We start from the raw sequence: 11,981 nt of genomic DNA on the forward strand, positions 1-11,981 counted from the left end.
GGCCCTCCCAGGAACCTGGGAGGGCCGCTTCGCTACGCCGCCGATTATTGGGAAACGCACATTCGGCGATTCTGGAGATCTAGGAACGAAACGGGCATATCGCTCACGGACACCTGCGCCACACGGCATGGTGCGCGGCCGCACGTCCGGGACGATCCGCCGGTTTCGCCGGATTCGGGCTAGAAGCCTATCCAGCGCTTGAACGAGCGCAGCGGCGCCCGCAGCGAGATCCGGCGCTTCGTCGGTGCGGACGGCCGCGGGGTGATCTCGCGCAGCAGCTCCACCGTCTGGGCCGCGCCGGCCAGCCGTGCGGAGTCGGTACGCACGCCGCCGGACGTCCTGACCAGCCGCGGGTCGGCCGATTCGGGCACGAGCGCGGTCAGATGGCGGTCCAGTCGGTCCCTGACCGCCCGGCCGCCCACATTCACGGGGGGCACGTAGGCGCCCCGTCGGGCCGCCTCGAATGCCTCCGCCCCGATCATTGGATGGTCCATGCCTGATACACCCACCCTGGAACGGTACCGCACGGACGCCTCCTACGACACGGCGGCCCACCCCCGCTGCGCCGATCGTGATGATCCTTGCTGATTCTTTACCCGGGGCGGCCGCCGTGCCCACCCCAGGAGTGTCAGGGCTGGAAGACTGCCTGGTGCGATCGGCCGTTCATGTTGTACATTCCGTGTCTGGCTCGGTGCGTTCAGTGGAGGCCCGGTACGGACCCGGTTTCCGCCAACCAGCCCGACAGGCCGGCACGGCGCCTGGCCTGGCAGCGCACCGTCCGAGCACGAGTGATCGGGGTCCGACGTGGTGGATCAGGGCACGGAAGGGCTTCTTCCCCTGTCCGCCCTCCGCCCCGTCCACCGGGCCATCACCGGGGTCAACACGGCAGTCGGTCTCGACGCCACCCTCCAGGCGATCGCCGACGGGGTCGCCGGCTGTACCCCCTTCAAGAACGTCGCGGTGAACGTCGTCCGCGAGGACGGCGACCTGCACTGCCGGGCCATCGCCGGGCCCCCTGAGCTGGCCGAAGCGCTGCTGGGCAACGTCTGCGCCCGCCGCGCCGCCGAGAAGCTGCTGGACATCGCCGAGCCGTGGGGCTCGCACTGGCTGCTGCGCGACACGCCGCTCGGGAGCGTTCCCGGCGGCATACGCTTCCCCGCCGGACCGCGCGAGAAGACGGAAGAGGCGCGAGAGGCAGCGGACGCCGCGGAGCCGGGCGCCGGTTCCTGGCTGGACGGTTACAGCCTGATGGCGCCGATGCGGGATGCGGCGGGGGAGCTGGTGGGCATCCTCTGGCTGGGCGATCCCGGGGACGGCCGGATACCCCCGGCCTGGGTCGGCGACGTGCTGGAGATGTTCACCGAGCAGGCCGCGATCGCCATCCTCAACGCGCGCCGCCATGACGAGTCGGCGCGCCGGCTGGCCCGGCTCGAGCAGGAGCGCGAGGAGTTGCGCTCCGACATAGCCGAGCGCCACCGCCGGGAGGAGCACCTGCGCCACCAGGCCCGGCACGACGCGCTCACCGGCCTGGCCAATCCGGTCGAGCTCAACGAGCGGCTGATCGCGATGCTGGCCGACCAGATCCCGATCGCGGTGGTGTTCTGCGACCTGGACCGGTTCAAGGAGGTCAACGACTCGCGCGGGCACGCCGTCGGCGACAACGTGCTGCGGGTGGTGGCCGAGCGGCTGCGCGGGGCGGTGCGCGGCGAGGACGTGGTCGCCCGGGTGGGCGGCGACGAGTTCGTGGTGGTGGCCGCCGGCATCGGGTCGGACGAGGCGAAGGTCCTCATGGACCGGATCGATCAGGCGTTCGCCCACCCGATGCCGATCGGCGGGGCCAAGCTGCTGGTACGGGTTTCGCTGGGGCTGGCCTACGAGCCGGCCCGGCCGGAGAACGCGCTGGCCGCCGAGGAGCGCGCGCAGGAGCTGCTCGGCTCGGCCGACCGGGAGATGTACGCCCGCAAGCGCGCGCGGGCTTCGTTCACGCGACTGTCGCGAGGGTGGGCGCGTAGGGCGACTGCACCCGGATGACCGGACCAGTGGGGCCGAGCCTGGCGTAGCCCCGGCCGGGCGGCATCATGCCGGCGCCGCCGAGTTCCAGCGTGCCGCCGAAGAGCAGGGTCGAGCCGGCCGGGTCCATTCGGCCCAGGGCGATGCGTGAACCGAGCCGGCCGAGCAGGGGAGCGCGTAGCGTGCCGAGCTGCTCGGAACGGGCCGTCACCACGAGGTTCAGGTCTCCCGGCCGGGACTTTCCCGCCAACGCGACTAAGGCGTCCTGCGGATCGGGCCGGCTCAGCTCGCGCGCGGCCGCGCACAGCTCGGGAAGGTCGTCGATGAAGAGCCACAGCGGGCGCTCGGGCTGGCGCTCTTCGCCGTCCTCTGCGGCCCCTGAGACGCCCTGCGGCGCCCTATCCGGTCTCTCAGTCGCGGCCGCCGGTGCAGGGAGCGTCAGGGGCCCGTTCGCGCCGCCGTAAGCGGCCCGGCGCTCGGCCTCGTTGCCGACCCAGTCCAAAAGCTCGAGCGAGTCTGCCGGGTCTTCGGCCACTCGGACGACGCCGGGCCGCCCGACGAGTGCTCGGTAATCCGCCGTGCGGTCGGTGTCCACGACCGCGATCCGGTGTCCGCGGTCGAGCGCCTGGCCGAGCAGCGCCCGTAGCGCCGTGGACTTCCCGCTCATCGGACCGCCGGTCAGCAGCAGGTGGGCGGTGCGGTCGGGCGCGCCGATCCGCCAGATTACCGGGGCCAGCTGCGCCACCACGAAGCCGGCCGGGACACCGCCGCGCGCCGCCGTCGCCTCCGGCGTCAGGGTGTCCTCGGTGCCGTCCGGATCGGGCACGAGCACTGGGATCGTGCGTCCGGCCGAGTCCGGATCGGTGAAGCCGAGCACGAACTCGATCTCGGCCACCGGCCATTGCTGCACGGCGACGTCCGACGCCAGCGGCGGCAGGACCCGCACCTCGAGCCGGTTGGCCTCCTCGTCCCAGGCGTACAGGTACTCGTTCGCGTGGCCGATCTTCCCTTCAAGCGCTCGCTCGACCTTGGCCCGGCTGTCCGCCTCGCCGTCCCGGAAGTACTCCGAGTAGTCGAACGCCAGGCGCACCAGCCGGTCCTGCTCGTCGAACTCCCAGGACTTGAAGGCGTCCCGGTAGCTGCCGCCCGGCTTGAAGTGCTTGTCCGGATCGTCGTCGTCCTGGAGGTAGGGGACCAGGCCGTTGTAGACCGCCTGGAGGCGCGAGATGTGCTGCTTGGTCTCCGTATCGGCGCCCTTGCGTGAGGTGTCCCGGCCCAGCCAGCCCGCGGTGGCGATGAAGGCGAGCACCACAAGCACTGGGCCGTAGCGAAGCACCACCACGCCGATAAGGCAGGCGACCACGACCACGACTTGGAGCCGGCGCTTTTCCTTCGACGAGCCACCCCACCACGCGCGCAGCAGGCCGAGGCCGCGACGGGTGCCGCGGGCCAGCACGATCAACGGATAGCAGATGTCGAAGACTCGAGCCCGCAGCTCCAGGGCCAGGCGGTGGGTGCGGCCGATCGCGGGGTGGCCGCGCACGGAGTCGTTGAACCAGACCACCAGTCCCGACTCGCGGACGGTCTGGCCCAGCCGCGTCCACATCGAGTCCGCGGTTCTGGCGGCCGGTGCCATGGGCGTACCTCTCGGCGCTGTGCCTTCTTGGACGCTGCGTCTTCTAGGGCTGTGTCTTCTTGGACAGCGTCTTCCTCGGCGGCTGGGGTCAGAAGTGCAGCCCGCTGATGAACCCGGTGATCGCCGAGGTGCTGGTGCGGATCTGCGACGCGATGGAGGTGGAGGCGAGGTAGAAGCCGAACAGCATGCAGACGATCATGTGCGAGATCTTCAGCCCGTCCTTGCGGAAGAGGATGAAGACGATGATCCCGAGCAGCAGTACACCGGAGACCGAGAGAACCACGATCGCTCCCTGTTTTGTCGGTTGGAACCGCCGGACCTGTGCGGAGCGCGCCCGGTGACGACGAGTGGCACGTTCACCCGGGATTCTCGCAGCAGAGGTGGGGCGGCATAACCGTCAAAAGGGTGGCATCTGGTCTTCTATCAACCATTCGGGTGGAAAAGCGGCATAGCGGCTCCGCCTAAAGAGTGACGGACCGTCCGCTCGCCACCGGAGCGGTCGCCCACCGGCCGTGGCGCATGACTCCGGTCGCCCGCAGATCCCCGTCGAGGACCACCAGATCCGCGTATTTGCCGACCTCGAGCGAGCCGACCCGGTCATCGAGGCCGAGTGCCCGCGCCGGGGTGAGCGAGGCGGACACCGCCGCCTCCTCGATCGGCACGCCGACGCTGAGCACGGTGTTGCGCAGCGCGTTGTCCATGGTGAGGGTCGACCCGGCCAGGGTGTCGGTACCGGCCACGCGCACCGCCCCGCCGCTCACCTCGACCGTCAGCGGGCCGAGCGGGTACTGGCCGTCGGCGGCGCCCGCGGCCTCCATCGCGTCGGTGATCAGCGCGACCCGGTGCGCGCCGGCCGCGGCGAACACCAGTCCGACGACGGAGGGGTGCACGTGCATCCCGTCGTTGACCAGCTCGACGAAGACCTCGTCGTGTTCGAGCGCGGCGGTGACCGGTCCCGGCTCGCGGTGGTGCACCGGCCGCATGGCGTTGAAGACGTGGGTGGCCACCCGCGCGCCGCGGGCGATCGCCCCGCCGGCCTCGGTGTAGGTGGCGTCGGTGTGCCCGAAGGCGGCGATCACGCCCGCGTCGGCGAGCAGCCCGGTCGCTTCGAGCCCGTATTCGAGCTCCGGGGCGAGGGTGACCATGCGCACCGCGCCCCGCCCGGCCTTGATCAGCCGCCGCACCGCGGACGGCTCGGGGTCGCGCAACAGGTTCGGATCGTGCGCCCCGCACCGGGAGCGGGCGATGAACGGGCCCTCGAGGTGGATGCCGGCCAGCAGCCCGTCCTCGACCAGTTCGGCCAGGTCGGAGACGTAGTGCTCGAGGTTGGCGATGGTGTCGGTGACCGTCGACGCCATGATCGTGGTGGTGCCGTGGGCCAGGTGGAACGCGACCGCGTCGCGGGCCTCCTCGATCCGCCCCGAGGAGAAGGCGCCGCCGCCCCCGCCGTGCACGTGCATGTCGACGAATCCGGGGACGACGTAGCTGCCGGAAAGGTCGATCGCGGCGCCGTTCCCGGCCACGGCCCCGTCGCTCGCGGGCGGGTCTCCGGCGCCGAGCGCGGCGATCCGCTCGCCGTCGGTGCTCAGCCAGCCGTCCTCGACGACGCGGCCGGGCAGTACGAGGCGGGCATGGCGCAGAACTGGCATCGGGACAACCTTGGGTGCTGGGCGGGCAGTCCGTGTCGAGGGGAGCGCGCGCCCCCGCGTTACTGGACCATATTGGTATAGACCTTAGCGGCAACACCTTACGCCACAGCGATCGGGCGGTGCCAGAGCGACGGCCAGGAGACATCCCGTTGCCAAGGTCGAGAACGGGGGCTGCCAAGGTCGAGGCCGGGGCGCCGGGACCGACCGGTCTCCGCCCTGGTCGGCTCTGGATCATCAGATCTCTTCCATGCCCGGTTGCGCTCGCGGACGCCACGGGCTCGCTCCACTCGACCTGTCAGTACTCGCGCTTACGATGACAATGGACGGGATGGACCGGCGGTCGTGGAGGGACGGGATGGCATCCGAATCACCGCACGACGACGCGACTTTCACGGCGGACCTGCCGGAGCAGCGCAACGCGCAGCCGTCCGAGGCGGCAGAAGCCTTTTTGCCGCGCCAGTCTGACGGCGGCTCAGCAACATCCGTCGAATCTCGTGACGTGCAGGCTCAAGAGGCGCAGGAGAAACACGAGTCACCGCGCGGCGAGCTCTCGGAGCGGGACCGAGCCGTGCTGACGTTCGAAAAGCAGCACTGGAAGTACGCCGGGTCGAAGGAACAGGCCATCCGCGACCAGTTCGGGATCTCCGCGAACCGGTACTACCAAGTCCTCAACGCGCTGCTTGACCGGCCCGAGGCGCTGGAGTTCGAGCCGACGGTGGTCGGCCGGCTGCGGCGGCGCCGCGAGGTGCGCCAGCGGGCCAGATCGAACCATCCCCGTCCGTGACGCGACTCACATCCAGCCGCGCGGAGGGCTCCCGACCTGCCGGCCGCTGACCTGCGCCGGGCTCAGGACGTGCGCATCCGTCCTCCAGCGGGCCGAAATACTTCACCTCGCCGGCGGCTCAGAGCGCCGCGAGCTGGTCCGCGAGCCACTGCTGCGGCGGAAGCGCCGCGCCCGCGGCGGCGAGCCGACCGCACCGCGCACGCCGCTCGTCGCGGTCCATCGCCAGTGCCTCGTGCAGCGCGTCCGCCGTTCCCGTGATGTCGTACGGGTTCACCACGAGCGCGTCCTCGCCCAGTTCCGCGAACGCACCGGCCTCCCGCGAAAGGACCAGGCCGCAGCCGCCGCCGGTGGCCGACGCGATGATCGGTATCTCTTTCGCCACCAGGTTCATCCCGTCCCGGATCGGGTTGACCAACGCCACGTCCGCGATCCGGTAGGCGGCGAGCGAGCGGGCGAAGTCGTCCTCGACGTGCAGGATCAGCGGCTGCCAGTCCGGGGTGCCGAACTCGTCCGAGATCTCCTTCGCCGTACTGGTCACGGCCGCCGTGTAGTCGCGGTACTCCGGCAGGTCGTAGCGGCTGGGATAGGCGAAGGCGATGTGCACGACGCGGCCGCGCCACTCCGGGTACCGGCGCAACAGGTCGGCATAGGCATCGAGCCCGCGCACGATGTTCTTCGACAGCTCGGTGCGGTCGACCCGCACGATCACCTGGCGGTCGCCGACCGCCTCGCGGAGCGTCGCGAGCCGGTCGTCGACATCGGAGCGCGAGGCCCGCTCGATCATCGACGGGGCGTCCACGCCGAGGCCGTGCACACCGATCCGGGTCGGCGTCTCGTGGCCCGCCCTGTCGCTGCTCACCGACATCCCGGCCGGGCCGTAGTCGGCCTGCGCGCCGAACTGCCGCACGCAGCAGTCCATGAAGGCGCGCGCCCAACGCTCCGTCAGGAAGCCGAGGTAATCAGCGCCGAGCATCCCTTCCAGCACCGCGTCCGCGATGTGGTCGGGCAGGATCCGGAAGTAGTCCGGCGGTGCCCAGGGGGTGTGCGAGAAGTGGCCTATGCGCAGGTCCGGCCGTAGATCCCGGAGCAGCTTCGGAACGAGGGCAAGATGGTAGTCCTGCACAAGGACGCGTGCCTCAGGCGCCGCCTCATCCGCTAAGGCATCCGCGAAAGCCTTGTTGTAGGCCGTGTATGCGTCCCATTCGAGGGCGGCCGCCTGCCCGAACGCCGGAGCGAACGGCGTCGCGTAGAGCATGTGCTGGATGAACCAGAGCGTGGAGTTGGCGACGCCGTTGTAGGCGCCGTGCAGCGTCTCCGGATCTATGTCCAGCAGCCGGACCGGCATCGAGGAGTCGACGAGGCCCGCGCGGTCGAGCCGTCCGCCCGGACATCTCTCGGCCGCCTCGCGGTCGCCGTCGGACAGCGCGGCGCAGACCCAGACCTGCCCGGCGCCGTCGGCAGCCACCGAGGACAGCCCGGAGACCAGTCCGCCGCCGCCCCGTTTCGCGGTCAGGACGCCGTCGTCCGAGGAGGTGAACGAGACCGGCCCCCGGTTCGAGGCGAGCAGAACCGAGGCCTTCTCCGTGCCGCGCATTTTCGTGATCGTTTCCTGCGTCGGGCCCGGTCCAACTCGTGTGCCCGGGCAGGCGTCCGGCCGGGCGTGTCGGCGCCGGCCGGTCGTGCGCGCCGCCCCGGTCGGGGCCGCGCCCACGTAGGCTGTTTCCCGGACGGTGGGGGCGAAACCCCTTACGGCCGGACCGGGACGACCGGGTCGTGTTGCGTTGCTCACCCTGCCCGTCCACCCGTCGAGACGCCAGTCGATCATGGTCACGTCGGCGCTGCCCACGGATTGAAACGGGGGTGGAGCCGCGGCGGCGTTCAGGTAGAGTGCCGTGCAGACAGTGCACTTCAGGTACAGTGCGACAAGAGCCGGTCGGTGCACCGGCGGACAACTTCATACTGGTTTTGCTCATCCAGAGGAGCTGAGGGAACGGCCCTGCGACGCTCCGGCAACCGCCCTGATGACTTCGCGCAGCGAGGCCCCATCGGGAGCAGGTGCCAAATCCGTCCCGCCGAGGTCCGGCGGGGAAGATGAGGAGAGAGGCCTCGCCCATGACTTTCGCACCCGCATCCACCACTGCCAACGCCGTTGCCGCCACCTCTGCCGGCACGCCGGGCGTCCCGTTGACCGCCTCCGGCCAGGCCGCGTTCGGCCGCGCGGTCGCGTTGTCCTGTCGGGAGTGCGGCGAGCGCAGCCCGATCGGCCCGCGGTACGTCTGCGAATCCTGTTTCGGCCCTCTGGAGACTGCCTACGACTTCGGCGCGATCACCCGCGCGGACATCGAGCGCGGGCCGGCCTCCATCTGGCGCTACGCGCCGCTGCTGCCGGTCCCCGCGGACGTCGCCGACCGGCCCAACCTCAACCCAGGCTGGACCCGCTTGGTACGCGCCGGGAACCTGGGCAAGGAGCTGGGCCTGCGGTCGCTGTATGTCAAGGACGACTCGGGCAACCCGACGCACTCGTTCAAGGACCGCGTCGTGGCCATCGCGCTCGAGGCGGCCCGCTCGCTCGGCTTCACTACCCTGTCCTGCTCCTCGACCGGCAACCTGGCCGGGGCGGTCGGCGCGGCGGCGGCGCGGGCCGGGCTCGACTCGTGCGTGTTCGTCCCGGCCGGCCTGGAGACCGGAAAGATCGTCATGGCCGCGGTCTACGGCGGCCGGCTGGTGGCCATCGACGGCACCTACGACGAGGTCAACCGGTTCTGCTCGGAGCTGATCGGCGACGAGGCCGGCGAGGGCTGGGGCTTCGTGAACGTCAACCTGCGCCCCTTCTACTCCGAGGGCTCCAAGACCCTGGCCTTCGAGATCGCCGAGCAGCTCGGCTGGCGGCTGCCCGCGCAGATCGTCATCCCGATCGCGTCCGGCTCGCAGCTGACCAAGATCGACAAGGGTTTCAAGGAGCTGATCGCACTGGGCCTGGTCGAGGACCGGCCCTACCGGATCTTCGGCGCGCAGGCGGAGGGGTGCTCGCCGGTGTCCGCCGCGTACAAGGCGGGGCGCGACGTGGTCCAGCCGGTGCGCCCGGACACGATCGCCAAGTCGCTGGCGATCGGCAACCCCGCCGACGGCCCGTACGTGCTGGACGCGGTCCGGCGCACCGGCGGGGCGGTGGAGGACGTCACCGACGCGCAGATCGTCGACGCGATCCGCCGGCTGGCGCGCACCGAGGGGATCTTCGCCGAGCCGGCGGGCGGGGTGACCGTCGCCGTCTTGAAGAAGCTGGCCGAGCAGGGGAAGCTCGACCCGGATGCGGAGACGGTCGTGATCAACTCCGGCGACGGGCTCAAGACCCTGGACGCGGTCGCCGGGACCGGCGTCACCGCCACCATCAAGCCCTCGCTGGCCGCGTTCCGCGCCGCGGGACTGTGATTCCCCTCCACCATCCCCGAGACGTCCGAGAGTAAGGAGCGCCAGCCATGGCCGTCACCGTTCGCATCCCGACCATTCTGCGCAGCTACACCGGCGGAGCCGCCGAGGTGCCTGCCGAAGGCGCGACCCTGGCCGAGGTCATCGACGCGCTGGAGGCGACCTACCCGGGCATCCGGGCGCGCGTGCTCGACGACTCCGGCAAGCTGCGCCGCTTCGTGAACGTCTACGTCGACGACGACGACGTGCGATTCGCCGACGGCCTGGCAACGCAGACCAAGGACGGCGCCGCGGTGTCGATCATCCCGGCGGTCGCCGGAGGCTGTTGAGCGGCGGTTGTTGATCGCCGACGAAGCGCGGACGGGCCGTCGGCTACCGGGATGAGTGCTCGGTGGCCGTCGGCCCTGTCGTCCCTCGCGCCGCCCGGCGAGATCGAATGCGCGCGCCCGGCTGCGGGCGGTCCGGTGCGGCGCGCCGGACAGCACCCCCTGCGTCATAGTCGGATCGGTGTGCTGTAACCTCCGCAGTAGCGCTAAGCCGCTGACGCGAGACAAACCGGGGTGACACAGCGTCAGGTGATCCCAGCCCGTGGTAGACCGTCCCACCGGCTGAGATGATCAGTAACCGTACGATTACGTTTCCTTGATCGCTGCCTGTTTCGCGGGATTTCGCCAGGGTTTGTCATGGCGCGAATCTGTTTTCTTGCTGCGATTTATCGTCCCAATGACCTGTTGCGCCATGGGCGGTTGAGGATAATCTCAGCGCCGGTCGCACAGTTCAGCGAGGCCGCGTTGGACACTCCACACACACCGTGTCCGGGCGGCGCAGTAGAACGACAGCAGTCATCACCGGCCCTGGCTTGAAATCTGAGGCTTCAGGGGGCGGGGGGACGAACGACCCGGTCCCGCGACGGGCGGGATCTACGAAGTGGGCCGGCAGCAAGGAGTTTGGAATGGCTCAAGGCACCGTCAAGTGGTTCAACGCGGAGAAGGGCTACGGCTTCATCGCGGTCGACGGTGGCGCGGACGTCTTCGTCCACTACAGCGCGATCCAGATGGATGGGTACCGGACCCTTGAGGAGGGGCAGCGAGTCGAGTTCGAGATCTCGCAAGGCCAGAAGGGTCCGCAAGCCGACATGGTTCGTGCTCTGTAGTTCGGTTTCATCGCCACACCTCTCGAGCGCCGACTCCCGAATGGGGGCCGGCGCTCGCGCTTGTTCGCCGCAGCGATAGCGGAATAAAGTTCTCCACTTATCTGGCGCGTCCTTTCCGTAGCCGGTTCGCTACGGACGGTGCGAATTCCTTTTCAATTGTCATTCCAGTCAGCCGACATATCAGATAACCGTGCGTCATCGGCGGGCTACTGAATTGACAAGGGGCGGCGAAAGGGTGGCGCGGCCGCAATCGTTGTTCGCCTCCGCCGCGGGATCTTTCGCTCCCCGTCGGCTCTCTGGCGGCTTCGTCGGGCCGCGACCGCCGGGGAACCCGGCTTGCACTCAGAGGTGCCGAGTGCTAATCATGGGAGCTGGCACTCTCCGGATGAGAGTGCTACCAGATGAAGATCCACCAGACGCAGCACCAAGAGATTCGCTTCCACTGGTGAGGTGCGCGAGCACCGGCCGTCGCGGGCGCCCGTGGAGCCATAAATTTTGTCCCTTTTCGGGAGGACTGAACCACATGGCTAAGATCATCGCGTTCGACGAGGAGGCGCGTCGCGGCCTCGAGCGCGGGATGAACCAGCTCGCGGACGCCGTGAAGGTGACGCTGGGGCCGAAGGGCCGCAACGTCGTGCTGGAGAAGAAGTGGGGCGCCCCCACCATCACCAACGACGGCGTCTCCATCGCCAAGGAGATCGAGCTCGAGGACCCGTACGAGAAGATCGGGGCCGAGCTGGTCAAGGAAGTCGCCAAGAAGACCGACGACGTCGCCGGCGACGGCACCACCACCGCGACCGTGCTGGCGCAGGCGCTGGTCCGCGAGGGCCTGCGCAATGTAGCCGCCGGCGCCAACCCGATCGCCCTGAAGCGGGGCATCGAGGCCGCCGTCGAGCGCATCAGCGAGGAGCTGTCCGCGCTGGCCAAGGAGGTCGAGACGCGCGAGCAGATCGCGTCGACCGCCTCCATCTCGGCCGCCGACCCGGCGATCGGCGAGCTGATCGCCGAGGCCATGGACAAGGCCGGCAAGGAAGGCGTCATCACCGTCGAGGAGAGCAACACCTTCGGCCTCGAGCTCGAGCTCACCGAGGGCATGCGCTTCGACAAGGGCTACATCAACTTCTACTTCGCCACCGACATGGAGCGGCAGGAGGCGGTCCTCGAGGACCCGTACATCCTGATCGCCAACTCCAAGATCAGCAACGTCAAGGACCTGCTGCCGATCCTGGAGAAGGTCATGCAGTCGGGCAAGCCGCTGCTGATCATCGCCGAGGACGTCGAGGGCGAGGCCCTGGCCACCCTGGTGGTCAACAAGATCCGCGG

The 11,981-nt window shown here is 69.7% G+C and carries 11 protein-coding genes and 1 riboswitch; of the genes, 6 read left to right on the plus strand and 5 right to left on the minus strand.

All coding sequences use genetic code 11. The annotated features are described in order from the left end of the window. Positions 1-179: 179 nt before the first annotated feature. Positions 180-494, minus strand: coding sequence for a hypothetical protein (locus VGZ32_RS01750; RefSeq protein ID WP_326883981.1), 315 nt, complete (start codon positions 492-494; stop codon positions 180-182). Between the two features lie 313 nt (positions 495-807). Between VGZ32_RS01750 and VGZ32_RS01755 the strand changes: the two genes are divergently transcribed. Further along, positions 808-2,031, plus strand: coding sequence for a GGDEF domain-containing protein (locus tag VGZ32_RS01755; RefSeq protein WP_326883982.1), 1,224 nt, complete (start codon positions 808-810; stop codon positions 2,029-2,031). On the opposite strand, the gene VGZ32_RS01760 is transcribed toward VGZ32_RS01755, so the two are convergent. The 3 genes from VGZ32_RS01760 to nagA form a co-directional block, all read right to left on the minus strand. After that, complete coding sequence (locus tag VGZ32_RS01760) at positions 1,982-3,646, minus strand: FtsK/SpoIIIE domain-containing protein (protein ID WP_326883983.1); 1,665 nt, start codon at positions 3,644-3,646, stop codon at positions 1,982-1,984. The genes VGZ32_RS01755 and VGZ32_RS01760 overlap by 50 nt on opposite strands. 88 nt (positions 3,647-3,734) lie before the next feature. After that, on the minus strand, positions 3,735-3,929 hold the full coding sequence (locus VGZ32_RS01765; protein ID WP_326883985.1) for a DUF2304 domain-containing protein: 195 nt from the start codon (positions 3,927-3,929) through the stop codon (positions 3,735-3,737). A gap of 178 nt (positions 3,930-4,107) precedes the next feature. After that, on the minus strand, positions 4,108-5,295 hold the full coding sequence (gene nagA, locus VGZ32_RS01770) for an N-acetylglucosamine-6-phosphate deacetylase (RefSeq protein ID WP_326883986.1): 1,188 nt from the start codon (positions 5,293-5,295) through the stop codon (positions 4,108-4,110). 355 nt (positions 5,296-5,650) lie between these two features. On the opposite strand from nagA, the gene VGZ32_RS01775 reads away from it, so the two are divergent. Continuing rightward, the gene (locus tag VGZ32_RS01775; protein WP_326883987.1) at positions 5,651-6,079 is read left to right on the plus strand and encodes a DUF3263 domain-containing protein; all 429 of its coding nucleotides are present in this window, start codon (positions 5,651-5,653) and stop codon (positions 6,077-6,079) included. Positions 6,080-6,197: 118 nt separating this feature from the next. Here VGZ32_RS01775 and VGZ32_RS01780 read toward each other — a convergent pair whose 3' ends face one another. Next, positions 6,198-7,673 (minus strand): trehalose-6-phosphate synthase, encoded by a 1,476-nt coding sequence (locus VGZ32_RS01780; RefSeq protein WP_326883988.1) that lies wholly within the window; start codon positions 7,671-7,673, stop codon positions 6,198-6,200. Between the two features lie 372 nt (positions 7,674-8,045). Beyond that, positions 8,046-8,177, plus strand: a riboswitch (SAM riboswitch). A 14-nt stretch (positions 8,178-8,191) separates the two neighbouring features. On the opposite strand from VGZ32_RS01780, the gene thrC reads away from it, so the two are divergent. The 4 genes from thrC to groEL form a co-directional block, all read left to right on the plus strand. After that, positions 8,192-9,508: a threonine synthase gene (gene thrC / locus VGZ32_RS01785; RefSeq protein ID WP_326883989.1), complete on the plus strand. Its 1,317-nt coding sequence runs from the start codon at positions 8,192-8,194 to the stop codon at positions 9,506-9,508. 47 nt (positions 9,509-9,555) lie between these two features. Then, positions 9,556-9,834 carry a ubiquitin-like small modifier protein 1 gene (locus tag VGZ32_RS01790; protein WP_326883990.1) on the plus strand — a complete coding sequence of 93 codons (279 nt, stop codon included), beginning with the start codon at positions 9,556-9,558 and terminating at the stop codon, positions 9,832-9,834. 623 nt (positions 9,835-10,457) lie between these two features. Continuing rightward, the gene (locus tag VGZ32_RS01795) at positions 10,458-10,658 is read left to right on the plus strand and encodes a cold-shock protein (protein ID WP_211465330.1); all 201 of its coding nucleotides are present in this window, start codon (positions 10,458-10,460) and stop codon (positions 10,656-10,658) included. Between the two features lie 523 nt (positions 10,659-11,181). After that, positions 11,182-11,981 (plus strand): chaperonin GroEL (groEL, locus tag VGZ32_RS01800; protein WP_326883991.1); only part of this gene is annotated, 800 nt, incomplete at its 3' end.

The organism is Actinocrinis sp. (assembly GCF_035938995.1).
Lineage (GTDB): Bacteria > Actinomycetota > Actinomycetes > Streptomycetales > Catenulisporaceae > DASZGI01.